This window comes from Lysinibacillus capsici (assembly GCF_020217405.1).
Lineage (GTDB): Bacteria > Bacillota > Bacilli > Bacillales_A > Planococcaceae > Lysinibacillus > Lysinibacillus capsici.
In genome coordinates this window covers 1,615,649-1,640,147 of sequence record NZ_CP084108.1, presented here as the reverse complement: position 1 = coordinate 1,640,147, position 24,499 = coordinate 1,615,649, and the positions used below count along the sequence as shown (strand labels likewise).

19 protein-coding genes are annotated in these 24,499 nt (G+C 39.3%); 5 read left to right on the top strand and 14 right to left on the bottom strand.

Annotation, left to right across the window (positions count from 1 at the left end):
* Positions 1-88: 88 nt before the first annotated feature.
* The 4 genes from preA to LCP48_RS07770 form a co-directional block, all read right to left on the bottom strand.
* Entirely contained in the window at positions 89-1,351 is a 1,263-nt protein-coding gene (gene preA, locus LCP48_RS07785) for an NAD-dependent dihydropyrimidine dehydrogenase subunit PreA (RefSeq protein WP_004232749.1), read from the bottom strand.
* A 343-nt stretch (positions 1,352-1,694) separates the two neighbouring features.
* Positions 1,695-3,062 (bottom strand): NAD(P)-dependent oxidoreductase, encoded by a 1,368-nt coding sequence (locus LCP48_RS07780; protein ID WP_009370857.1) that lies wholly within the window; start codon positions 3,060-3,062, stop codon positions 1,695-1,697.
* A gap of 100 nt (positions 3,063-3,162) precedes the next feature.
* Positions 3,163-4,566: a dihydropyrimidinase gene (hydA, locus tag LCP48_RS07775; protein ID WP_225340837.1), complete on the bottom strand. Its 1,404-nt coding sequence runs from the start codon at positions 4,564-4,566 to the stop codon at positions 3,163-3,165.
* Between the two features lie 44 nt (positions 4,567-4,610).
* Positions 4,611-5,855 carry a Zn-dependent hydrolase gene (locus tag LCP48_RS07770; protein ID WP_009370856.1) on the bottom strand — a complete coding sequence of 415 codons (1,245 nt, stop codon included), beginning with the start codon at positions 5,853-5,855 and terminating at the stop codon, positions 4,611-4,613.
* 140 nt (positions 5,856-5,995) lie between these two features.
* On the opposite strand from LCP48_RS07770, the gene LCP48_RS07765 reads away from it, so the two are divergent.
* The 3 genes from LCP48_RS07765 (at position 5,996) to LCP48_RS07755 (ending at position 10,233) form a co-directional block, all read left to right on the top strand.
* Entirely contained in the window at positions 5,996-7,165 is a 1,170-nt protein-coding gene (locus LCP48_RS07765) for a PucR family transcriptional regulator (protein WP_216485697.1), read from the top strand.
* A 172-nt stretch (positions 7,166-7,337) separates the two neighbouring features.
* Positions 7,338-8,699, top strand: coding sequence for an aspartate aminotransferase family protein (locus LCP48_RS07760; RefSeq protein ID WP_009370854.1), 1,362 nt, complete (start codon positions 7,338-7,340; stop codon positions 8,697-8,699).
* A 13-nt stretch (positions 8,700-8,712) separates the two neighbouring features.
* A complete protein-coding gene (locus LCP48_RS07755) occupies positions 8,713-10,233 on the top strand; it encodes a CoA-acylating methylmalonate-semialdehyde dehydrogenase (protein ID WP_225340836.1) in 1,521 nt (506 codons plus the stop codon).
* 92 nt (positions 10,234-10,325) lie between these two features.
* Here LCP48_RS07755 and LCP48_RS07750 read toward each other — a convergent pair whose 3' ends face one another.
* The 5 genes from LCP48_RS07750 to LCP48_RS07730 all read right to left on the bottom strand — a co-directional run bounded on the left by LCP48_RS07750 (position 10,326) and on the right by LCP48_RS07730 (position 13,577).
* On the bottom strand, positions 10,326-10,643 hold the full coding sequence (locus LCP48_RS07750) for a DUF378 domain-containing protein (RefSeq protein ID WP_004232735.1): 318 nt from the start codon (positions 10,641-10,643) through the stop codon (positions 10,326-10,328).
* A 182-nt stretch (positions 10,644-10,825) separates the two neighbouring features.
* Positions 10,826-11,311 (bottom strand): methylated-DNA--[protein]-cysteine S-methyltransferase, encoded by a 486-nt coding sequence (locus LCP48_RS07745; protein ID WP_004232732.1) that lies wholly within the window; start codon positions 11,309-11,311, stop codon positions 10,826-10,828.
* A complete protein-coding gene (locus LCP48_RS07740; RefSeq protein WP_009370852.1) occupies positions 11,298-12,212 on the bottom strand; it encodes a DNA-3-methyladenine glycosylase family protein in 915 nt (304 codons plus the stop codon). The genes LCP48_RS07745 and LCP48_RS07740 overlap by 14 nt, the downstream gene beginning before the upstream one ends.
* A 14-nt stretch (positions 12,213-12,226) precedes the next feature.
* Positions 12,227-12,784 carry a bifunctional transcriptional activator/DNA repair enzyme AdaA gene (locus tag LCP48_RS07735; RefSeq protein ID WP_225340835.1) on the bottom strand — a complete coding sequence of 186 codons (558 nt, stop codon included), beginning with the start codon at positions 12,782-12,784 and terminating at the stop codon, positions 12,227-12,229.
* A 25-nt stretch (positions 12,785-12,809) separates the two neighbouring features.
* Positions 12,810-13,577 carry an isocitrate lyase/PEP mutase family protein gene (locus tag LCP48_RS07730; protein ID WP_225340834.1) on the bottom strand — a complete coding sequence of 256 codons (768 nt, stop codon included), beginning with the start codon at positions 13,575-13,577 and terminating at the stop codon, positions 12,810-12,812.
* Positions 13,578-14,081: 504 nt separating this feature from the next.
* Here LCP48_RS07730 and LCP48_RS23460 point away from each other — a divergent pair.
* The gene (locus tag LCP48_RS23460) at positions 14,082-14,252 is read left to right on the top strand and encodes a GGDEF domain-containing protein (RefSeq protein ID WP_152412431.1); all 171 of its coding nucleotides are present in this window, start codon (positions 14,082-14,084) and stop codon (positions 14,250-14,252) included.
* A 145-nt stretch (positions 14,253-14,397) separates the two neighbouring features.
* Here the strand turns inward: LCP48_RS23460 and LCP48_RS07720 are convergent, their stop codons facing one another.
* Both LCP48_RS07720 and LCP48_RS07715 read right to left on the bottom strand, forming a co-directional pair.
* Positions 14,398-15,696: an MFS transporter gene (locus tag LCP48_RS07720; protein WP_048389869.1), complete on the bottom strand. Its 1,299-nt coding sequence runs from the start codon at positions 15,694-15,696 to the stop codon at positions 14,398-14,400.
* 22 nt (positions 15,697-15,718) lie between these two features.
* On the bottom strand, positions 15,719-17,752 hold the full coding sequence (locus LCP48_RS07715) for a CocE/NonD family hydrolase (RefSeq protein WP_225340833.1): 2,034 nt from the start codon (positions 17,750-17,752) through the stop codon (positions 15,719-15,721).
* Positions 17,753-18,075: 323 nt separating this feature from the next.
* Between LCP48_RS07715 and LCP48_RS07710 the strand changes: the two genes are divergently transcribed.
* The gene (locus LCP48_RS07710) at positions 18,076-18,726 is read left to right on the top strand and encodes a TetR/AcrR family transcriptional regulator (protein ID WP_225341020.1); all 651 of its coding nucleotides are present in this window, start codon (positions 18,076-18,078) and stop codon (positions 18,724-18,726) included.
* 82 nt (positions 18,727-18,808) lie between these two features.
* On the opposite strand, the gene dinG is transcribed toward LCP48_RS07710, so the two are convergent.
* From dinG to panD, 3 genes are all read right to left on the bottom strand, one after another.
* Positions 18,809-21,580 carry an ATP-dependent DNA helicase DinG gene (gene dinG, locus LCP48_RS07705; protein ID WP_009370844.1) on the bottom strand — a complete coding sequence of 924 codons (2,772 nt, stop codon included), beginning with the start codon at positions 21,578-21,580 and terminating at the stop codon, positions 18,809-18,811.
* A gap of 181 nt (positions 21,581-21,761) precedes the next feature.
* Entirely contained in the window at positions 21,762-23,888 is a 2,127-nt protein-coding gene (locus tag LCP48_RS07700) for a 5'-nucleotidase C-terminal domain-containing protein (RefSeq protein WP_009370843.1), read from the bottom strand.
* A 227-nt stretch (positions 23,889-24,115) separates the two neighbouring features.
* On the bottom strand, positions 24,116-24,499 hold the full coding sequence (gene panD / locus LCP48_RS07695) for an aspartate 1-decarboxylase (protein ID WP_009370842.1): 384 nt from the start codon (positions 24,497-24,499) through the stop codon (positions 24,116-24,118).

The following is a 24,499-nucleotide window of genomic DNA, read 5'->3' as shown; positions in this document are numbered from 1 at the left end:
CCTACTTGAAGTGCCTTCCTTCACCCAAAATGCTGAAGGAAGGTGGAATTTCGATTTTAATCTTTATTCAAAATTGAACAACGGTCCTTTATTTTGATAGACTGCTAAGAAGTGATTGGCGTTCATTCCATGTCATTGGCGGAATTGTGGATGGACGTTCAACCATTGAAATGGCTCCATCGACAGGACAAACAATTGAGCATAAATTACAGCCTACGCAGTCTTCCTCACGAACCTTTAACATCGGGCGACCATTCTCCGTATAAAGGTCAATACATTGATGAGATGTATCCTCGCAAGCAATATGACACTTATTGCAATTAATACAAACATCATTATTAATTTCTGCGACAATTTTATAATTTAAATCTAAATCACCCCAGTTTGAATACCTTTGCACAGAGCGACCAACTAATTCCATGACGGAAGCTAGACCTTTATCATCTAAGTAGTTATTCAGCCCATCAATCATATCCTCTACAATACTAAAGCCATGGTGCATCGCTGCTGTACATACCTGCACGCCTGTCGCACCCATTAAAATAAATTCTGCTGCATCCTGCCAATTCGAGATGCCACCAATACCTGATATCGGTACATTGACTAATGGATTACGAGCACATTCTGCAACCATGTTTAGTGCAATTGGTTTAACTGCTGGACCACAATAGCCCCCATGAGCTCCTTTTCCAGCCACATGTGGTACGGTATTCCAAGAATCTAAATCAACACCAGCTAAACTGTTAATCGTATTAATCATACTCACAGCATCTGCTCCACCTCGTGTTGCCGCTTCCGCCGTCACGGTAATATCCGTAATGTTGGGCGTTAGTTTAACAATGACAGGTGTACGCGCCGCTTCCTTTACCCAGTACGTTTGTTTTTCCACCAATTCAGGGACTTGACCAGAGGCAGAACCCATGCCTCGTTCTGCCATCCCATGTGGACAACCAAAGTTAAGCTCAAGACCATCAACCCCCACATCTTCTACTCGTTTCACAATTTCATGCCATTTTTCTTGCTTTGGTTCCACCATTAACGAGGCAATAATTGCGTGATTAGGAAACTTCTTTTTCGTTTCATAGATTTCTTGTAAATTCACTTCTAATGGTCGATCCGTAATTAATTCAATATTGTTAAAGCCTGCCACACGTTGGCCATTATAGCTAACTGCTGCAAAACGGGAAGACACATTTAAAATAGGTTCTCCTAACGTTTTCCAAACTGCGCCACCCCAGCCCGCTTCAAATGCACGTTGTACTTGATAGCCTGAATTCGTTGGTGGAGCAGATGCTAGCCAAAATGGATTCGGCGATTTGATGCCCGCTAAATTAATGCGTAAGTCTGCCATATAAGTTCCCCCTCTATCCGTACTAACAATCTTTTGTCAACTGAAAGCATAGTGTCAGATACAGGCTGTATGACCACCATTTCAGAACATAGGATACTGTATAATCATTCAGAAGAGGGTTAACAGCCTGTAAAAACCCGATTGGTGAATCTAACAATCAGTGGAGGAAGAGCCTCCACTGATTGAAGGTTCACTTTATCCCGTATTAACAGGCTGTATGACCACCATTTCAGAACATAGGATACTGTATAATCATTCAGAAGAGGGTTAACAGCCTGTAAAAGCCCGATTGGTGAATCTAACAATCAGTGGAGGAAGAACCTCCACTGATTGAAGGTTCACTTTATGCAATCTCACTTGGTTTTCTTAAACGTTCATGAATCTTATATGCTGCATCTTTTCCTTGCTGTACAGCGGTCACTACCATCGCTTCACCCTGTCCATTACCAAAGACAACATCTCCACATGCAAATACTTTGTCATTGGACGTTTGCATTGTTGTCTCATCAATGTCTACGACACCATTTGTATGAGCTAAACCAAAGGCTTCAATTAACGATACAAAACGAGTTTGCCCGATGGCTTTAATAACAGCATCCACTTCAATAATAAAATTGGAGCCCTTTACTTCTTCAGGGCGTTGTCGACCATCAGGACCTGCCTCACCAAGCTTCATTTTCACACATTCAATGCCTGTCACCTTTCCTGCTTCATTGCCAATAATTTTTTTAGGTGCAGTTAGCCATTTAAATTCCACACCATCCTGCTTGGCAAATTCATATTCAAATTTGTATGCTGTCATTTCTTTTTCTGTTCTACGATAGAGAATTTGTACATTGTCTGCACCTAAACGCACCGCACTTGTAGCACCGTCTATCGCCGTGTTTCCAGCACCGATTACAGCTACTCGTTTTCCTAAAATATCATTTGTAAGCGGTCCCATTTTTGTTTTTCGAATAAACTCAATGGCATCATGTACCCCTTCTAAATCTTCTCCATCAATGCCCAAATTTGGGACAGCACCCATACCAACAGCTAAAATCACACTGTCATAGTGCGCCAAAATTTCATCTGCAGAAATATCTACACCTACAGCTGTATTCGTTTGAATGTCCACACCGAGCTGTTCAATCTGCTCTACTTCCCAATCTACGACATCATTTGGTAATCGGAATGCTACAATTCCATAGCTTCCTAAGCCCCCAGCCTTCGCTTCAGCTTCATAAATAGTAACTTGATAGCCTAAGCGACTGAGCTCACGAGCTGCCGACAAACCAGCAGGACCTGCCCCTACAATGGCTATTTTCTGTCCATTATGTGGACCTGCCTTAAATAGCTGAGCATTGGTTTCCATTGCCCAATCCGTTGCATAACGTTGTAACTCACCAATTTTAATTGGCTTTGTTGAAGAATTTAAGACACACGCCCCTTCACACAGTTCTTCCGTTGGACAAACTCTTGCACAGCTCGCACCAATTGGGTTTGCTTCTAATATAGTCGTAGCAGAACCCTTCATATTACCGGATGCAATTTTTTTTATGAAATTGGGTATTTGAATACTTGTTGGACATGCTTTAATACATGGTGCGTCATAGCAATACAGACAACGATTGGCTTCCTCAATTGCCTCATTCTTTGTCATCTTACCTTTTAATTCCACAAAATTACGTCTAAGCTGCACGGTCATTGCATTTTCTTGAATCGGAACCATTTCCACATCCCCCTCATGTGTTCATTTTTTCCGTACACTAATTACGTAGACCGATTGCTTTGCTCTCCAGTCAAAACAATCGGTCCTATCCTGCAGGAAGCTAAATGTTTAATGCTTCCGCAGCTACTGTTTTTAATGGACGTTTAATGTATCGTCCACTGCCAAGTACACCTACAAATTCTTTATTTTTAATGACATATTCCCCACGTACGAGTACACTAACAGGCTCACCTGTTACCTCCCAGCCTTCATATGGGTTATAGTCCACATTCATATGATGTGTTTTAGCTGAAATTTGGCGCTGTGCCTCTGGGTCAAAAATGACGATATCCGCATCTGAACCAATTGCAATCGTTCCTTTTTGTGGGAATAAGCCAAATATTTTTGCGGCACTAGTAGAGATCATATCAACAAATTCATGGATGGAAATTCTACCTTTTGCCACGCCCTCTGAGTATAAAATGCTGAAGCGGTCTTCAATGAATGGTCCGCCATTTGGAATTTTCGAGAAATCATTTAAGCCTAACTGCTTTTTACCTTTAAAGCTAAAGGAGCATTGGTCTGAGCCAATCGTCTGTAGCTGTTTTGCCTTTAAGGCATTCCATAAATGTTCTTGATGATATTTAGGACGAAGTGGTGGTGACCAAACATATTTGGCTCCTTCAAAGCCTGGCTGCGCCAATGCGGATTGATCGAGCGTTAAATATGGTGGACAAGTTTCACCATAAACATCATAGCCCTTTTCACGAGCAGCAATAATTTCATCTACCGCTTCTTTACATGTCACATGCACCACATAGAGCTTCGCACCAGCTATATGAGCTAATTCGATAGCACGTTTTGTTGCCTCTCCCTCCAATTCCGCTGGACGAGTTAGTGCATGATAGATCGGTTCCTTATGTCCAGCACGTCTTGCCTCCTCTACTAGCTCATCTATAACAGAGCCATTTTCACAATGAACCATCACTATCGCACCAAGATCCTTAGCGATTTTAAAGGCTTTAAATAGTGTACGATCTGTCGCTTGGAATTCTTTTGCATAAGCCATGAAGACCTTGACAGAAGTAATGCCCTCTTGCTCCAATAATTGTGGTAATTCAGCTTCGGTTTCAGGTGTTAGATCACCAATCATCAAGTGGAAGCCATAGTCAATAGCAGACTTTCCTTTTGCCTTGTCATGCCATTTCTCTACGGCTGTCGATAACTTTTCTTCTCCTGCTGTTAAACAGAAATCTAAAATAGTAGTTGTCCCACCAAAAGCCGCTGCAATGGTGCCTGATTTCCAATCATCATCCGTCACTGTATTATTGAATGGCATGTCTAAATGCGTATGGGGATCAATGCCACCAGGCAATACATACTTGCCTGTAGCATCAATAATTTCAGCGCCAGCATCCGTTAAATTTTGTCCAATCTGAACAATTTTACCGTTCTCAATTAAAATATCTGCCTCAAATACATCAGCAGCTGTTGCTACTCGTCCACCTTTAATGATTTTTTTCACTATGCCTCTCACCCTTCATCGCAAAATTAGAGAATGCTTGATAGTTAATGCAGTGTATATGTTTCGCCCATACTAAACTTCGTTTGTAGCGTTAACACCGTCTCCAATAAAATATCTGCGCCCTTTGCACAATCTTCAAAGGCTGTTTCCTCTTCTTCACAATGACTCTTCCCTTGAATACTTGGAACAAAAATCATCGCGGAAGGAACCATACTTGCCATATACTGTGCATCATGTCCAGCGCCACTAAACATACGATGAGATGAATAGCCAAAGCTTTGACAAGCTCTTTCTACTTCATTGCAAATCGCACTATCAAAATGCACGGTATCTCTGCCCCATAACTTGACAGGCTGAATATGGCATCCGCCCGCTGTCTCAGGAAGCGCGTTGAGAATATCCTCAACCTGTTGCATGACCTCTGGCTTTTGATGACGTGAATCAATTGTAAATGTCACCTTATTTGGGATAACGGTATGAATATTCGGGGAAACATTCATACGACCAAAGGTAAAAACAAGTTGTTCGTCAATTTTTCCTAATTGTTCATATAGCTCTTTAATGATGGTTGATGCCACAATCATTGGGTCTTTACGCATTGACATTGGGGTTGTACCTGCATGGTTTGATTGCCCACTAATTGTAATTTCATAGCAGACCATGCCTAGCACACCTTCAACCACACCAATTTCCTGCTGTTTTGCTTCTAATACTGGCCCTTGTTCAATATGCAATTCGATATAAGCAAGTGCCTCCTTCAGACGATTGGCTTGCTCTCCCTCATAGCCACTTGCTTGTAAAGCTTGTTGAAAACGAATGCCGTTTTTATCCGTAGATTGGAGCATTTTTTCTTTGTCGAATTTCGAAGTAATGACGCCTGAACTCATCATGGCTGGATCAAAACGCGCCCCTTCTTCATTCGTGAAGTTGACAATCGTAAGAGGAATGTCCACTTCGATATCATTTTCCTTTATTGTTCGAATGGCCTCGATCGCTGTTAGTACACCTAGCACACCATCAAATCTCCCACCCTTTTCTACTGAATCTAGATGGGAACCCATGACAATGGGTGGCACATTCTTTTTACCAGGAAGAGTGGCGTAAATGTTGCCCATATCGTCCACCTGAATATCCATTCCTAACGTTTTACAACACTCACAAAAATAGTTTCTTGCTAATACATCCTCATTCGAAAGAGACAAACGTGTGACGCCACCATTTTCCGTGGCCCCAAATTGACTAAATTGTTCAATTAACTCTTGCAATCGTCTACTATTACATTTATACATATGCAAGTCCTCTCTTTCCCAGTAGTTAATAAACATTCTAAAATAGATAAAATTTGTGAGATATGGATAGTAAACTAAAAAAATATGTGCAACTGCACATCATATATGGTAAGTTATGTTCATAATTAAGGGGGGAACATATGGGGACGATTCGTAAAATTGTAGAGGGAGTTCATTTCCCAATGCTCACATTAGTCGCTGGACATAGTGGTACGTATCGCAGAGTTACTGGTATTAATGTTGTGGAAAGCAGTGATTTAATCATGTTTTGTAGACCCAATGAATTGGTCGTCACAACAGGCATTCATTTAGATGCACAGCAAGACTCCTTGGAACATCTTGTCAAACAGGCATACACGAAAAAAGTAGCTGGCTTTATCATTAATACAGGACCATTCATTCCTAGCATTCCAGAAGCTGTCATCTCTTTTGCCAATCAACATGATTTCCCTATTTTTAAAATGCCATGGAATTATCGCATTGCTGATCTATTAAAAACTACCTTTCAATTTATTGCCAATCACCATCAAGAGCTTTCTATCGAAGAAAAGGTTCTTTTCAATCTACTATTTCATTACAAACAAAACACTAACACAATGAAAGATCAACTAGCACAGCTAGGATTTCCTCAAGGAAGAGAATTAGCGATCATAACTTGTACAACCATTGGCTCCAAAGCAGCTATTGACCGTTATGAGGTCATGATCCAATTCGCTTTTCAAAATCGCTATCAACGCTTCTTAAAATTAAAGCATAAAAATCACCTCATCTTTTTAATTGATAAAGCACAAATCAATACACCTAATATACCCTTCTCAAAAGTTGTGGAAGAAATCTATGAAAAAATCACACTAAAAAATGGTTACTTGGATATTATTATCGGCAAAGGTAATTTTCATAAAGAGCTAGAAAATGTTCGCCAAAGCTATGATGAGTCCTTAACTGTCATCCATTTAGCACAGCTTCATAACAATCGTTATTTGTATAAGTATAAAGAAATCGGTGCCTATAAAATATTGATGGCTGTGAAAAATCAGCCCCTAATGAAATCGTTCAGTCAGGATATTTTAGGACAGCTTTATCGCTACGATGAATTACATGGGACAGACTATGTACCTTTTTTACGTATTTTCGTTGAGGAAAATGGCAGTACAAGCAGGATTAGTGAACGTCAATTTATACATCGAAACACGGTCCTCTATAAAATGAAGAAAATTGAAATGCTATTAGATATGGACTTAGGCAATCCCTTTACGAAGACTAATTTGTATATTGCCTTTTTAATTGAGGATGTCTTAATGCATCAATAGCCTGTCACAACTTTAAATTAACTGAATTATCTTTCTCCTTAAATACTCCTTCTAAAATTCTGGAAGCATACATATAAAGTACAAATAGGGGCGACTGTGCATTTTTGTTGTCCATATCTGAGGAAGACATATGCATGCTAATCAACTACCTGTTTAGAAGGAGTGAAGCTTCGTGACCAATGTAACAAGTCCCAATTGGCAAGTAAAAGATGAACAATTTGTATGGCATTCTATGAAGCCCTACAATCCAAATGCAACAATGATCGTCCAATCCTCTAAAGGAGCATGGATTACTGACATTGAAGGTAAGCGCTATTTAGATGCAATGGCAGGTTTATGGTGTGTGAACGTTGGCTATGGACGTGAGGAGATTGCCAAAGTTGCCTATGAGCAATTGCTAGAAAATACGTATACCCCATTATCTATTGGGCACATCCCTGCTATTCAATTAAGTGAAAAAATTAATGAGCTTTTAGGGGATGATTATGTCGTCTTCTTCTCTAATAGTGGCTCTGAGGCAAATGAGGCAGCCTTCAAAATAGCTAGACAATATCATCAACAAAAAGGTCACGTCAATCGAACGAAAATTATTTCCCGTTACCGTGCCTATCATGGTAGCTCGATGGGTGCTCTTGCAGCAACTGGACAAGCTCAAAGAAAATATAAATATGAGCCACTGGCACCAGGTTTTTTACATGTCACACCACCTGACGCTTATCGTGCCAATGAGGACCATATTCAAAGTAAGGACCCTTGTGCATTACCATCCGTCCAAGCAATCGATCATGTTATGACTTGGGAAATGTCAGATTCCGTAGCAGCAGTCATTATGGAGCCTATTATTACTGGCGGTGGTGTAATTATGCCCCACGACAGCTACTTACAGGGAGTTAAAGCTGTTTGTGAGAAGCATGGCGCACTACTCATTGTCGATGAAGTCATTTGTGGTTTTGGTCGTACAGGCAAAGCTTTTGGATTCCAAAACTACGGCATCCAGCCTGATATTGTGACTATGGCGAAAGGCTTAACAAGCGCTTATATGCCACTGTCTGCTACAGCTGTTCGTCGTGAAATTTATGAGGCGTTTGCTGGAACTGAGGAATATGACTTTTTCCGTCATGTCAACACATTCGGTGGATCACCAGCAGCATGTGCCGTCGCATTAAAAAATATTGAAATAATGGAAAAGGAAAATTTATTTGCCCACTCGGCTGCACTAGGTGCTACATTACTCACTGCATTACAAGAGCAATTAAAGGAGCACCCGAATGTTGGGGATATTCGTGGGAAAGGCTTATTAATTGGCGTAGAGCTAGTACAAGATAAAGACAGCAAAACACCGCTCGACATTACGCTAGTGAACAAAGTAATCACACAATGTAAGGAACAAGGGTTAATCATTGGGAAAAACGGGGTAACCGTGGCAGGTTTCAATAATGTGTTAACCTTATCTCCTCCTCTGAATATTTCCTCAGATGAGAAGAATTTCATTGTTGAAAAATTTGTACAAGCCTTACATTCTATTAAACTGTAGGAGGAATAACTAGATGGTAACGAATACAGACATACAGGATTTAGGTCATTTTATCAATGGACAAACAGTTCTAGGGAAAAGCGGTCAGTTTTCAGATGTATTCAACCCAAGCACTGGTACTGTCATTGCTCGCGTACCTTTGGCAACAAAACAAGAGGTACAGGAGGCGATTGCTGCTGCCCAAGCGGCTTTTCCTGCTTGGCGTGCCTTATCAGTTGGTAAACGAGCTGAAATTATCCTTAAATTCCGCCAACTCATAACAGAAAATATTGATGAACTAATTGATATGATTTGTACAGAGAGTGGCAAAACGATTGAGGATGCCAGGGGCGAAATTACACGCGGGTTAGAATCTGTTGATTTAGCTATCAATGCTCCACATTTACTTAAAGGAGAGTATTCGGTGAACGTTGGTGGTCATATCAATGCCTATTCTCTGAAAGAACCATTAGGCATTGTAGCGGCTATTTCACCATTTAATTTCCCTGTCATGGTACCGCTTGCAATTACAAGCATGGCGGTGGCTGTAGGAAACTGTGTGATTCTGAAGCCATCAGAGCGGGTTCCTTGCTCCGCATTATTTTTATCAGAGCTGTGGAAAGAGGCAGGCTTACCAGATGGGGTTTGGACTGTTATGAATGGGGACAAAGATGCTGTGAATGAGCTGTTATGCCATCCAGCCATTGAAGCGATTTCCTTTGTAGGCTCTACGCCAGTTGCAGAAGCCATTTATGCTACAGCCTCTAAACATGGGAAGCGTGTCACAGCACTAGGGGGAGGTAAAAATAATATGGTGGTTATGCCAGATGCTGATTTAGAGCATGTAGCAAATGCCTTTTTAGGGGCTGCCTATGGAGCGGCCTCCCAGCGTTGTATGGCACTGTCAACCATTATTCCTGTTGGTGAGGATACAGCCAATAAATTAGTGGGTATTCTTGCCGATAAAATTGCCAAATTAAAAGTGGGCCCCTATACAGATGCCGAAGTTGATTTTGGACCAGTCATTACTCAGCAATCAAAGGATGCCATCATTGGCTATATCGATCGTAGCCTAGAAGAAGGCGCAACACTGGTCTGCGATGGGCGAAATCCGGAAATTGCCAAACAATCGAACGGTTTCTATCTTGGACCTACATTACTTGATCATGTAAAGCCTGGAATGGAAATTTATGAACAAGAAGTTTTTGGACCTGCACGGAATGTTGTCCGCGTGGCAACATTAGAGGAAGCTATAGCCCTTATTAATGCCCATGAATTAGGAAATGGTGTAACCATCTTTACAAACAATGGTGCAGCAGCTCGAAAGTTTACCACTGAAATTGAAGTAGGTATGGTAGGTGTCAATATACCGATTCCTATTCCAGTAGGCTATCATAACTTTGGTGGCTGGAAACGTTCAAGATTTGGTGAGGGGCATATGTTTGGACCTGACCAAGTACGTTTCTTTACAAAAGCGAAAACCATTTCAGAAAAATGGATAGAACAAGGGAATGACGTTACCTCTTCCTTTGCATTTCCAAGTAATCAGGACTAATCCTAAAAAATAAATATTCGCGTAGTCAATAGCTACGCGAATATTTTGAAAAAACTGAAGCGCCAACATGGTCACTAGTTTTTACAGTTTAACTATTTGTTCTCTTTTTTCTCTTCCGTTTTTCTTACTTCTGAGAAATCTGTTTCTTCTCCAGCCTCCATGCCATAGCTAGGATTTCTATCCATACGAGTGAATGTATCCACATCATCCTCGTCTTCAAATCGCTTTACAAGAATTGGAATCGAAACTAGCCCAGCAAGACCAACGAGTGCATAAATCCAACGTGATAAGACCGCCGTTTGTCCACCAAATAAATAAGCCACTAAATCAAATCTAAAGAATCCAATGAGTCCCCAGTTGATTGCACCTATAATAACTAGTACTAAGGCGATTCTATAAAGCACGCTCATGTGTACACCTCCTTTATTTTCAATACTCCAAGCTATATTTCTTAGCAGGGAGGTGTCATAAGAAGCGATAAAATGACAAAGACTAGTCATTACAACCGCCGTTTTGACGGTCTTATTTTTTGCAATAACCTCTTTTTTATACTGTGTACAAATGGCGAAATAACGTACGTTGATGAATGGAGTTACTTGGATGGATTTTTATGTGTCTGCTCATGCTGAAGCAGCCATTCTTTGCGCCACATCCCGCCTCCATAACCTGTCAGCGTTCCATTGGAGCCGATAATTCGATGACATGGCACAACTATGCTGATATTATTTTTACCATTCGCACTACCAACAGCCCTTACAGCTTTTTCATTGTTAATAGCAATGGCGATATCCTTATATGAGGCTGTTTCACCAAATCCTACACTCGGTAAAACATGCCAAACAGCTTGCTGAAAATCTGTACCTTGAAAAACATAAGGAAATGAGAACTCCTGACGATCACCTAGAAAATACTCATGCAATTGCTTAACACATTCTAGTAAAACTTCAGGTGTGTCTTTCTGAGGAGCATTGACGACTTGCTCTCGCTCTGCAAAGTTAATGGCATCAATTGCTGTATCACTTCCCTCAACTTCTATAATCCCAATTGGTGATAGATAATCTAATTTATACCGTTTCATACAGTGACCTCCATAAATAAAAGGTGGCATAAGCTTGCCAGCCTTGCCAATGTTCCGCATAGTTCTTTAATTCTTCAATTGTTGGCTTTCGTTCTAAGGCTAATTGTATTTTTAAAGCAGTATGCAGACCAACATCTGCTATAGGAAAGGCTGTCGGTTGTTGCAGACACTTCATCAGCACATAATCTGCTGTCCATGCTCCAATTCCTCGAATGTCCATTAATCTTTTTTTCATGGCTTCGTAGTCCTCTTGTTGACACAACAAATCTTTTGTCAATTGACCGCTTGTGATCATTTTGGCAATATTAATAATGTATTCTGATTTCCGCCGTGTAAATTGGAGGTTGATCAAATTATCTACCTCAATAGCAGCTATTCTCTCTGGCGTTGGAAACAGCCAGTAGCTTTGCCCCTCAAAGTAAATATATTCTCCAAAATGCTCAACAAATCTCTTTTTTAACATATAGGCAAAAGATAAATTTATTTGTTGACCAATAATTGCCCAAACTAATGCTTCAAATAAATCAGGAATCCCGATTAACCGTAATCCGCTATATTTTTTCACAAGTGAACTTAAGATTTGATCGTTTTCAGCCATCTGGTAATACCCCTGCAAATCCTTTGTTATATCAAACCACTCTGCGACATATTGAGCGATGATTGCCTGTTCATGGCTAGCTGGCTGTTTCATTGGGAATGTTACTATTATTTTATGGGCTTGCTCAGTTATTTCACATAAAATAAATTGTTCATCAATCTTCAATAATTTGTAGAGCACATTATCCTTTATATGGTGAAGAATTTCGTGATGTGAGCGCTTTAAGAACTGCAAACACTCTCTATAATTAAATGCTTGTGGTAACTCGATCACTAAAGAACCAACATCGTTTGTCCATTTCATATCATGTCTCCCTGTTACGATAGGTTACGGTATTCTGTAGGCGAACAATTTTTCAGCCGTCGAAAAACTTTATAAAAATTAGATGGGCTTTGAAAGCCAGCTTCATAACATATTTCTAAATTTGTAAAGTCGGTATGTTTTAATAGATGGGCAGCCTTATCAATTCTGATTTTCTCTAAATACGTTCGAGGCGTCTCAGCAGTCTCTTGTTTAAATAGTCGTTCAAGGTGAAAGGGACTGAGGCCAACATGCTCCGCCATATCCTGTAAAGTCACTCTTTGTTTATATGCGTTCATCATAAAAGTCGTGACATTTTTAATCAATTGCGTGTGTGGGGAATGTTCGATTTCAGGCTGACATCGTTTACATGCCCGATAGCCAGCCGCCTCTACCTCTTGGATATCTTCATAAAATTCAACATTCATCTTTTTCGGCTTTCTGGATTTACAGGAAGGACGGCAATAAATCTTAGTAGTTTTAACCGCTGTATAAAAAAGCCCATCATAGGTTTGATCACACGCTATAATCTTTTCCCATTTTTCCTCAAATGATAAATTGATGGCATTGTCCATGATTATTTCACCTCATTCCCATCGACTATATATATAACGCAGAAGTATCTTGGTCTTTTAATAATTGTGCAGCATGCTGTGTTAAATGCGCAATTATTTTATCTGAAAGTGCATTTCCAAAGCTAAAGCGTTTCACCCCTAATTCTTTTAGTAGCTTGACATTCGTTAAACTAGGTAATGAAAGAAGATTAATAGGCGCATTTATATTACGAGTCATCGCGCTTATTTCATTGGCATCTGTTAAGCCTGGGATAAATATACCACTTGCTCCGCTCTCAATATAAGCTTTTGCTCTTGTTATTGTTTCTTCAAATGGTTGCTCTAATTGAAAATACGTATCTGTTCGAGCATTAATAAAGAAATCTTTATAGCCATGATTATCTAATTCTTTCCTCATGTTTGTTAATAAATAACAGTGATCAATTATGCTTCTTAAGCCTGTTTGATGTTTAAAGGAATCTTCAATGTTAATCCCTGCTACTCCCACATCTGCCGTTCTCAAAACATTGTCGATAATACTTTGTTCATCATGGCCATACCCCGCTTCTATATCTGCTGATACGGGTATGTTGACTTGCTCTGTAATGGATTGAATAATTGTTAGATGTCGTTGAAAATCGATTTGTTCACCGTCTGCATAGCCAAGTGAGTTCGCTATGCCCCAGCTTGTTGTGCCGATTGCTTGAAAGCCTGCCTTTTCTAATGATAATGCTGATAAAACATCCCAAGCATTCCCAATAAATAATAGCTCTTGTGAAAAATGTAAATCATAGAATTGCTGAATTTTTGACATAATATAAGCCTCCATGCTGTTTGTTAGACCTTATATTATCAGGAACTATCCTTTTATTTCGTCCTCAATCTTGCTGTTATGATCTATAATAATGTTGTGGCAAATATCTTGTAATAGGCTATTCAATTGTTTACATATAATCTAGTAACTGTAGAATAGGAGCTATGACCCTTACATGGAAAATAAAATTGTCAGAAGAATAAATTTATTCACACTTATTATCCTAGTTATGTTCGCTCTCATCCCCCCTGTTAGTGCAATCAGCCCAACAGATAAGCTGCTAGATCCTCTTGTGTTAGGACAGAATTTAATTCCAAAATGGTCTCCATCGAAGATATATTGAGTGATGTCCATGATCATTCTTTTGTGGCTAGTAATCAATCGTATCCATTCTTCTGGCATACGAGAAATACTATTTGGTTACGTTTATCCATGGATAATATTTGAATAGATAAAAATGAATCCCATTGGCTAGAGGTAACAGATAAACTAGATAGCATTGATATGTATATCATTATTGGAGTGACTTGCTTTGTGAGGGGCGATACAATTCATTCCTTATTATCTAGATGTGACAAGGCTTTATATCAGGCCAAACACCATGGTGGAAATCGTGTGGAATTTTTACTGGATCATACAAAACCGGAGACAAAAACAGAGGCGTCATTACCTTGACGCCTCTGTTTCCCTGTTTACATATTGATTTGTGAATAATCAACTTGTATAAATAGTAAAAAACTATTCGCAGTCTTTTTAGCTATTCATCATTATGTTTAAAAAAGCTGGCTTTGGAAGAAACCAATATTAGTTCTAAACTAAATTAAGTAAGTGCCTGTTCCTTGGAAAGCTTTCGTTGTAAAGCAATTTCTCGGCGTTTTTCTTTCGTCACACGCTGCCAAATGACTACTGTAATAAATCCAATAATAGCTAAGCCTAATAAAATACCAAAGAATACTTTATAGCCCGCTGTGCCACCCCAGTAATCTAAACAGGCTCCTGCAATAATTGGCATAAAGATCTCACCACTATAACCAATTATCATCAGTGGCATGGACACAGTTCCTGTTGATTCTACTGGATAATCGCCTTCTACTAGAATTGCAAAATGCATCGCTTGCAAAGCATACATAGATGTATAGATAATCCCAATGAACACTAAAAGCATAAGAATAAAAGAAGCTTTTCCTGGTAATAAAATGAGCCCTACTAAACCAAATGCTAATAAAATATAGCCGATTAACACCATATTCGACACACCAATCCGGTCTCCTATGATTCCTGCACTAAAACTACCAATAGGACGACAATATTGCGAGAAGTAGCCCAAAGCCGCAGCAATTAACGTAGACGCACCAAATGCGGCCGTTGCATAAGGTGTAATGTAATAATAGCTAATAATCATCGCATAGGACGTAAAGATAAGGATAGTCGCAAGCCAGGTAGTTGGCATCTTCAACACTTTCCAAAGGACTGCCCAATCAAACGTTTTACTGCTCTCTCTATCTTCTGGACTGACAGTTGCTTGATCTGGATCTTTATACAGCATCATAATCATGAGGCCCAACAAAAGACAAATCACAGAATACACCGTAATAACTGCTGAAAGAGCCATTTTATCACTCATATGTTTTGCAAAAAAAGCAAAGATCCCTAAAATCACAGCAGATTGAATAATGTTGGTTACACCACGTCCGCCTTCAAAAAATCCAAACGCTTTTCCTTGTTCATTTTCAGAGCCTAAAGAACGAACCGCTTTTACTAATGCTCCCCAGAACGTCATAATGGACGTGATTCCCCAAGCAGCATGAATCAGTAGAAGTACTGGATAGGGTGGATACAATAATAATGTAAACCCTAATAATCCTGTGGCTACTAAAGAAATGGTTAATAAATATTTCGTTTTCCAACGATCTGCACAAAAGCCTCCAAAAATATAGGAAATTAAACAACAAACACCATACGCACTACCAAGTGTCCCCATTTGTGTATTGGTTAAATGAAATGCATCCAGAAAGACATCATAATAGTAGTTTCTAAAATAAGGCAATGCGTAAATTAATGCACCTGAAACAGCTAAAATAACTAAAGTAGCTGTATTCTTTTTTAACTTAGCCTCCATATGTTTACCCCTTATATGTTATTTACAAGCCATGACGTTTAATTTTTTGATTCCATTCCTTATGGAAGACTTGTTTGTCATTTTCTTTGATGGCCATTTCCCCAACAATTTGGAAGTTTTCCTGATCGGATGTTTTGGTAACCGTTATATCAGCGTCAATCCACCAGCCTTCACGACCAATTTTCATCTTTTGATAGATTGTATACTGAGCTGATAGTGGATCAGCATTCGTTAAGGTTAATTCTCGTTTCAAATTATGTTCTACAGTGACATCAATATCATCAAAGCGATAAATGCCTTCACCAAATACGCCTCCAACTCCATCTGTAATACATGTCCATGTATCTGTTAAAATATCATAGGCTATCGAACGATCGACTCTTCCTTCTTGTAGCGTTGTGATTGGCGTTAATGGTGCACTTTCAGCATTCATATTAGGCCCTACTACTTGCTGACCATGGAAGGTTGGCAATGATAAGGTAGCTGTTTCTAGATTTAATGTCAATGTAGCGTCTTCTGGCATTGGCCAAAACATCGGCCAAAACGTTGTAGCTAGGGATAGACGTAAACGATGTCCCGCTTTAAATTGATGGCCACAACAGTCTAACTGAACAAAGGCCTTCACTTTTTCACCAGGTGTTAACAGGTCTACACGATCATGCCCATTTAAGTGTGTTAGGTTCATCACGCCATAGGATACACGTGTGACAGCTCCATCAGGTGCTACGTCTGAAAGCTGTGCAAACAGCATTGCATGTTGTTTGTCACTTTTTAATTCCACTTCAAATTTTGGATAGCCCACAATATCTAATGCATTCTCTAGCCTATCCGTTTCAAAAACCATTGCCATTCCATCGTCTAATCGTTGGTCTGCTGGACTTTCGCCTAGTACGCCAGCACCCATCCATTCACCAGATAAAAGACCATGATTTTGAGGAGTTTTTAGTAGGACTTGCTCTTGTTGCTCACTGCGATTTTCTACTAGTTTTCCATGTGTCAGCTGATACACCTTAGTTTGTATTGATTCCGCTGCTGGCCACGATTCTAAACCAACCCAATAGCCTTTACTGATTGGTTTCTTAACGGATGGCTCCATGCTCTCTTCAACCCAGACATTCACCATTGGGCCATCCATTACATCGTTGTCTATTCCTTTTAACCAATGATCCCACCATTTCACAGCTTCTTGTAAAAAGCCTATTGCAGGACCTGGCACTCCATCATGTGGATAAACATGTGCCCACGGGCCAATGATGCCTTTTCTCGGAACAGAAAGCCCTTCCATTAAGCTTAAGACTGTGTTTGTATAGGAATCTTCCCAGCCATCTAGCGCAAAAACTGGGATTTCTATGTCTTGAAAATTCTCACAAACTGAACCATGTTTCCAATAATCGTCTCTTGTTTGATGCTCCATCCACTGTGCCATCCATAAAGGCATATTTTCTAAGCGCTCCATCCATTTCTCCCGCCAGCTATCGCCAACAATGTGAGGATCAATCGGACGTAACTGGTAGGCTAACATAATAGCACCCCACCAGAAGTTATCGTTTAACAAGCAACCGCCCTTATAGTGAATATCATTGTTATAACGATCATCTGTAAAGCCTACGGTAATAATCGCCTTTAACGCCTTTGGTCGACGAGCTGCTACTTGTAGAGAATTAAATCCGCCCCACGATTTCCCCATCATCCCGATATTGCCATCACACCAGCTTTGGTTAGCAATCCATTCAATGACTTCAAGGGCATCATCCTGCTCTTGCTTTAGATATTCGTCCTTTAATAAACCATCTGACTCACCTGAACCTCGCATATCCACTCGCACAACAGCATAACCATGTCCTGCAAAATAACCGTGCATCGGCTCATCTCTTGCTCTTGTCCCATCTGTTTTACGATAAGGAATATACTCTAAAATGGCTGGTACTTTCTCTCCCAATTTTACATTTGGTAGCCAAATACGACTTGAAAGCCTTGTGCCGTCTGCTAACTCGATCCATGTGTTTTCAATCGTTTCATATGTACACTCAAATTGTGTCACAATTTTTTTACTCATTGCATAATCCTCCCCTTGTGTCTAAGTGCAAGACTCCTAGTTATAACATCCTATTCGTCTAATTATTCAGAATCTTGATTATTTAGTAATCATGATTATAAAATAATTGTGATTAGTATATCACCTGAAATTCTAATGCACAACTCTGAAAATGACAAAAGCTAATGCTATAATGAAAGAAGATAATTAAAATTGCTATGCTATAATAAGTTTAAATCAGCTACAAGAAGGTAAATATATGCATTTAATTAATGATTTTACAGTAATTAATTGTTTGTTAGGGGGATATTACTTTGAAGAAAAAGGAAATACAAAGGAGTCGTATGTGGAAATACTTTGTAGATGCCACTGCGGAAATCATCGAAGAAGAAGGGCTGGAAAATGTCACGATCCGAAAGGTTGCTGATAAGGCAGGTTACAACAGCGCTACTATCTACAATTATTTTTCAGAAATCTCGCATCTTCTATTTTTTGCATCGATGAGATGCATGCAAGACTATACCAACGAAGTCGCTCGCTACATAGAAAGAGGCAAAGATCCTATTGAGAAATACTTATTGGCTTGGGAGTGCTTTTGCCAATATTCCTTCAAACAACCTCAGATTTTTCACGCAGTCTTTATCATGGATTTAGGGGAAACACCAGAGGCACTATTGGAGAATTATTATAATTTTTACCCCAATGATTTAATCAATATTCCTGAGGATTTAAAAACCATTTTATTTCAACACAGTCTAACGAAACGAGGGCGTTCTATGTTAGAGATCGCTTTAAAAGAAGGCTACTTAACTGAAGGCAATGTTGATGCCATCAATGAAATTACACTATTAATTTGGCAAGGTATGTTTACAAACCTATTGAATAATCGCAAAAGTTATGATGCCAACCAAGCAACGGCAATCACTATGAAATATATTACAGAAATCGTTCGTAATGCTAAACTTTTTGAAGAGCAAACTAAAAACAAGCAATGAGAATCATACTAGCAATTGCCTTTCTTTAAACGCTTCTACATTACGTAAAAACCCCTTCTAGCAATGCTAAAAGGGGTTTCTGCTATTTTTGCCAATGATTTAGTTCCTTTAACAATTCGGGTAGCTGTAATTTCTTGACATCGATAGGTGGCAATGCCTTAATAAACTCTTTCCCATATGACTTACTAGTAATTCGTCGGTCTAGGACAATAAAAGCTCCTTTATCCTGCGAAGAACGTATTAATCGACCAAAGCCTTGCTTAAACCTCATGATCGCTTCTGGTAGGGAAAGCTCAGTAAAGGAATTGCGGCCTTGAGTAGTTAGGTGCTTTGCCCTCGCCTTAAAAACAGGCTCCTCTGGTGAAGAAAATGGTAATCGTACGACAATGACAGAGGCCAGTGCATCTCCTGGAACATCTACACCCTCCCAAAAACTGTTTGTACCAAATAGAACGGCATGACTAAATTTTTGAAATGATTTTAGAATGCGCATACGGCTACCACCTGTTACACCTTGTGCAAATAGCATGTAATCATCTAATAGTTCACTATCTTGGATAAGCTCGACTGTTTTTCGTAGCATATCCTGTGCTGTAAAGAGTACAAAGCAACGCCCTTCTGTCATTCGAACAGTCCTCGTAATTGCATGGGCAACAGCCTCAATGTATTCTTCTTGGCTGACATGCTGAATATCTGGCATATCGGTGACGATAAATGCCTTAGCTCCAGCATAATAGGCTGGCGGAGCTTGTAGTTTCAAGACTTCAACATCATCAGAAATGCCCAACTGGCGTGTAACGAAGCGCTCATTGCCTGGTACTGTTAATGTACCTGATGTCCAAACAATACTTGCTTGCTGACGTAATGGTGCTAATACTTGTTCAATTATCGGCGTTACATTGACAGGCTTCTTAAAGACATGGAGACTGCCTGGGACACTTCGTACATCAAATTCTAACCAAATAGAACTGCCTTCCTGTGGTGACAGAAAAATATCGTCCCATTCTGCAATTTTTATCTTCACTTGGCGAATCCAATATTGCCATTCAGATAATACATATTGATCGTTTTTATCTAGCTGCTCAATCGCATTGTCGAACGACTGTGTAATGGTAGTAGCGAGATCCAGCCATTGCTGGGTTAGTTTGCTTACTTGTGCAAACGATTCTTTCGCAAGTGAAACATCCTCTAAAAACAAGGTACATTTACTACCTGCTTGTTTCCCTTTCATTTGCTGTTGCAATTTTTGAATAGTTCTCTGGATTGTTTCATCAAATGTCCGCTGCAAACGTATAAATTGTGCATCAAGATGCTGTAAATTCCGCATGGCTACTCGCTGTTTTTTCTTCGCTGCCTGGCAAAACTGCTGAAATAAAGCCGTATCTTCCATCGTACCAATTTGTCCAAAAATATACTTCCATTGTGTATAGGAGAAGACTACTTCATCCTGCTGCATAGCAGCCTGAATAAATTGATGCGCCTCGTCAATAATCCAGCCATCTATTTCTGTAAAGAGTGGTGTTTGACGCACTAAATCACTTAAAACCATGGCATGATTCGTTACAATACAGTCAGCAACTGCACTGTTCTTTAAAGCTTGCTCATAGAAATCAAAGCCCTTTGAAGGTTTGTCATTCGGTATTTTTCGGATTTTTTCTAAAAACAGTTGTCCGCCACCAGAAACATTGAGCTCGCTCAACACACCTGTCTCTGTTTTGGTCAACCACACAAGTATTTGTAAAATAGTAAATGTATCATCATAGGATTCATCAGCATATGCCATACATTGCTCAAAGCGATCGAGATCAATATAATGCTGCATTCCCTTCAGCACACACAAATTCACTTTTGTTCCAAGGATTTTTTCGATCTTTGGTAGTTCTTCTTCTACAAGCTGTTCTTGTAAATAGGAAGTATACGTACTGATGGCAATCTTTTTATTGACAGCACGGGCAAATAAGATGGCTGGAAGTAAATAGCCAGCAGTTTTACCAATACCTGTAGAAGCTTCAATCACGCACTCCTGTTGTTCATGTAATGCCCGCCAAATCGTGTCCATCATGTCAAATTGTGCAGGACGTTCCTCAAAATTTGGCAGTGCCTTTGCCATTAAAGCTATTTTCTCATCTACTGATTGAGGGTAGACAATCGTTTCTGTCACATGTTCATGCTTATTTCGGCCATTGCCAATGGCAAAATTACGGTAATAATGTACATTTTCGCGGCCCGTCGTATGCTGGCGCTTAATTTGCAACGCCTCAAAAAAAAGCTGAGAAATATTTGATTTCAAGCGAAATGAACGCTTATGCATCTGTTCAAGTGTAAGCTGCGGTAAACTTAGTAGCTCCTTCCAGCAATGTTTGAATAGCTCAGCTGTCGCGCGTGCATCGTCATCCGCTCGATGTGCATTTGCTAACTCAATATTTAAATCGGCCGCTAAATCCCCTAGCTTAAAACCAAGGGACATAGGGAACAAAATTTTAGCTAGCTCCACCGTATCCATTTTTTTACCTTGCCATTTCGGTAATCCAGCACGTTTAAACTCTGCTTGTAAAAAGGATAAGTCAAAATCTGCATTATGTGCAACAAATACACAGTCAGCCAGTAGCTCATATATGTAATCCGCATGCGCTTCAAATGGGAAGGCATCCTTTACATCCTCATTCGTTATATGCGTTAAATCTTGAATGAAAGTTGGAATAGCTTTCCCTGGATTAATGAACTTCGTATAGGTACGCTCAATTTCCCAATCCTTCATAATAACAATGGCAATTTGAATCATCCGGTCCCCATTGGCTGGTGAATGACCAGTTGTCTCCAAATCTACAATTGCATATTTTTGACTTTCCATCATACATCTCAACTCACAGTTCACATTAGATAAGTTGAATTTTATCATATTATTGGCTCTGCGGCATCCTTTCTCCTCTTTATTGAATCGCCGCATCCATACAAAAACGCAACCTTGGAGAAATCAATCCCCTAAGGTTGCGTTGTGGAATCATTATAGAGTACTTACTCAAACAACGTTAAGCTTATTGTTTTTTTGCTACATCAACAATACGGCCTTCAGTTGTTGTTTTCACTTCTTTTAATGATAATAAGTGTTCTTGGAAGTTTTCCCAGTCAGATAAACCTAAATCTGTTACACGGCCTTCTTCATAAATTTTTCTAAATACGTCATAGCCATCCCCACCTTGCTTAGCAGTAAAGGCGTTTGTTGCTACTGTATATGTTTTATTATCTTCAAATGCTACATACTTACCTGTTGCTTGATCTAAATATTCAAACGATACAATGCGAGATCCTACTTCTTTTGAAGAATCATATTGTAATTTTGCACCTGCGATTTGTAGGAAGCCACCAAATTGATTTGGTGCTTGTCCCACAGATAGTTCAAATGCTTCTTTTAATTGTGCACCCGTTATATCCATAAGTGCTAATGTGTTACCAAAAGGTAGTACTGTCATAACATGACCTACAGTAATTTCACCTGCTGGAATCGTCTCGCGAATACCACCACCATTTGTAAATGCCATCACAACTTTTTTATCTGTATATTGTTGTGATTTTGCTAACATACCATCTGTAATGATATTACCTAATGCCGCTTCTTGTGTACGTACTAATTCACGTGATCCATCTAATGCTTCATTAAGTTTTACACCAATCTCTTGTTTCATGATTGCATCTACTTTTTCTTTAAATGGTGCAAGTTTTTCTAATGCCGCTTTGTCCTCCGCTACTTTACCAAGGTCGATTAATTCTCCATCATATTCAGTCACAACACCATTTCCATCAAATGTTACATCTAGTGTACCTAGATACTTTACATACTCATTAGCTTGTACAATTAATGTAGCCTCTTTAGCTTCTCCAGCTGTATTTGTATCTACGATAAATGGTTTGTCTAGTTTTGTATGATCGTGTGCGCCTACAATAATATCAATACCATCTACATTTTTTGCTAATAATTGGTCATTATCAATATTGGCATTATCTTCAAATCCAATATGTGTTAAGGCGATAATTTTGTTAACACCCATACCTTCAAAAGCCGCTACTGCTTTTTTGGCCTCTTCAATGTAGTTTGAGAATGTTACTTTATCTGGAGATGCTACAGCTTTTGTTTCTTCTGTTGTTAAACCAAAAATACCTACTTTTTCTCCATCAATTTCTTTCACAATACCAGAGTAAATTTTACCATTTTCAGGTTCACTTGAAATTAAGTCTGTAAATAAACCAGTGAATTTATCATCTGCTGAGAAATCTGTATTGGCATCCACAAATGGGAATTTAGCACCTTTAACAAAATCCGCTAATGCTTGATGACCTTCAGGAGAGGCACCTAAATCAAATTCATGGTTACCAAATACCATTGCATCAAAGCCAATTTCATTTAATAGCGCTAGATCTGCTTGTCCATGGAATTCATTGAAATATAATGTACCATTAAATGCATCGCCAGCATGTAATGTTAATGTATTTTTCTTAACAGCACGCTGTTCCTTTACTGCTGTAGCTAATTTAGGTAAATTATCTGCATGAGCATGTGTATCATTCACATGTAAAATCGATAATGAGAAGGCATCTTCTGGTTTTTCTGGAGTCTCTGGAGTCTCCGGTGTTTCTGGGTTTGATTTTGTTAGAGCCTCTGCAATGAATGTCGCCAGTTGTCCACGTGTAACTTTTTCACTAGCCTCATGATTTTTTGCACTTTCTAGCTCTGGTAATGTTGGGATAGATGCTAAAATTTTTGCTAAATCACCATGAGTAATTGTTTGGTTTGGACGGAAAGTATTATCTCCATAGCCTGTAATGACATTTAATCCTACTAGAGCTGCAATCGAGCCATAATAAGGATTTGATGCACTAATATCCGTAAATTTTGGATTCTCTACTTCTTTTGTATCCAATTTTAATGCGCCTGCAATCATTTTTGCCGCTTGTCCACGTGTGACATTTGTATCTGGTTTGAATGTACCATCTGGGTAACCACTAATAATCCCTGCTGCATAAAGTGTAGAAATGCCTTCAAAATCTGCATGACTTTCCTTTACATCCGAAAAAGGACTTGCTGCTGATGCTGGTACTACCGCTACCGCTGTTACAGCCAATGCTGCTGCAGTTACTGTTAAAAATTTGTTACGTTTATTTTCCATGACAAATGATACCTCCACTAGTAAAATGATGTACTAACAACTAAATTCTACATAAATATGACGCAAAATACTAGAACATTTGTAAAATTATAATTTTATAAACTAGTTTAATAGTAATAAAAGCAAAATTTTACCAGTTACTTTTATAACAAATTCAATCATAAAAAAGGAGGATTGGCTATGCTTTGCCATCCTCCTCTCTAGTATTAAGTTATACTATTGCTGAATTACATCACAGTTGCCTCTGGCTCGTGTGCGATCATTTCCTTAATTGTATTGCCCTCTCCCATGATGGCTACAGTTGGTTGATGGTCTTTTGCCTCATGATTATCCACATACACATAGGAAATAATAATGACAATATCACCACGCTGCACAAGTCTTGCTGCTGCGCCATTAACACAAATGACACCTGATCCTCGTTCACCAGCTATAATATATGTTTCAAAACGAGCGCCATTATTGTTATTCACAACATGTACTTTTTCGTTTGCCAGCATACCTACTGCATCTAAAATATCTTCATCTATTGTTATGGAGCCTACATAGTTTAAATCTGCCTGTGTCACAGTTGCACGGTGAATTTTACTATTCATCATCATACGTAACAT

Bases quoted from the DNA above. Each gene is read 5' to 3' on its own strand.
- preA (WP_004232749.1), bottom strand. From the start codon at position 1,351: ATGGCAGACTTACGCATTAATTTAGCGGGCATCAAATCGCCGAATCCA.
- LCP48_RS07780 (WP_009370857.1), bottom strand. From the start codon at position 3,062: ATGGTTCCGATTCAAGAAAATGCAATGACCGTGCAGCTTAGACGTAAT.
- LCP48_RS07770 (WP_009370856.1), bottom strand. From the start codon at position 5,855: ATGTATAAATGTAATAGTAGACGATTGCAAGAGTTAATTGAACAATTT.
- LCP48_RS07765 (WP_216485697.1), top strand. From the start codon at position 5,996: ATGGGGACGATTCGTAAAATTGTAGAGGGAGTTCATTTCCCAATGCTC.
- LCP48_RS07755 (WP_225340836.1), top strand. From the start codon at position 8,713: ATGGTAACGAATACAGACATACAGGATTTAGGTCATTTTATCAATGGA.
- LCP48_RS07750 (WP_004232735.1), bottom strand. From the start codon at position 10,643: ATGAGCGTGCTTTATAGAATCGCCTTAGTACTAGTTATTATAGGTGCA.
- LCP48_RS07745 (WP_004232732.1), bottom strand. From the start codon at position 11,311: ATGAAACGGTATAAATTAGATTATCTATCACCAATTGGGATTATAGAA.
- LCP48_RS07740 (WP_009370852.1), bottom strand. From the start codon at position 12,212: ATGAAATGGACAAACGATGTTGGTTCTTTAGTGATCGAGTTACCACAA.
- LCP48_RS07735 (WP_225340835.1), bottom strand. From the start codon at position 12,784: ATGGACAATGCCATCAATTTATCATTTGAGGAAAAATGGGAAAAGATT.
- LCP48_RS07730 (WP_225340834.1), bottom strand. From the start codon at position 13,577: ATGTCAAAAATTCAGCAATTCTATGATTTACATTTTTCACAAGAGCTA.
- LCP48_RS23460 (WP_152412431.1), top strand. From the start codon at position 14,082: ATGTATATCATTATTGGAGTGACTTGCTTTGTGAGGGGCGATACAATT.
- LCP48_RS07720 (WP_048389869.1), bottom strand. From the start codon at position 15,696: ATGGAGGCTAAGTTAAAAAAGAATACAGCTACTTTAGTTATTTTAGCT.
- LCP48_RS07715 (WP_225340833.1), bottom strand. From the start codon at position 17,752: ATGAGTAAAAAAATTGTGACACAATTTGAGTGTACATATGAAACGATT.
- LCP48_RS07710 (WP_225341020.1), top strand. From the start codon at position 18,076: ATGTGGAAATACTTTGTAGATGCCACTGCGGAAATCATCGAAGAAGAA.
- dinG (WP_009370844.1), bottom strand. From the start codon at position 21,580: ATGATGGAAAGTCAAAAATATGCAATTGTAGATTTGGAGACAACTGGT.
- LCP48_RS07700 (WP_009370843.1), bottom strand. From the start codon at position 23,888: ATGGAAAATAAACGTAACAAATTTTTAACAGTAACTGCAGCAGCATTG.
- panD (WP_009370842.1), bottom strand. From the start codon at position 24,499: ATGTTACGTATGATGATGAATAGTAAAATTCACCGTGCAACTGTGACA.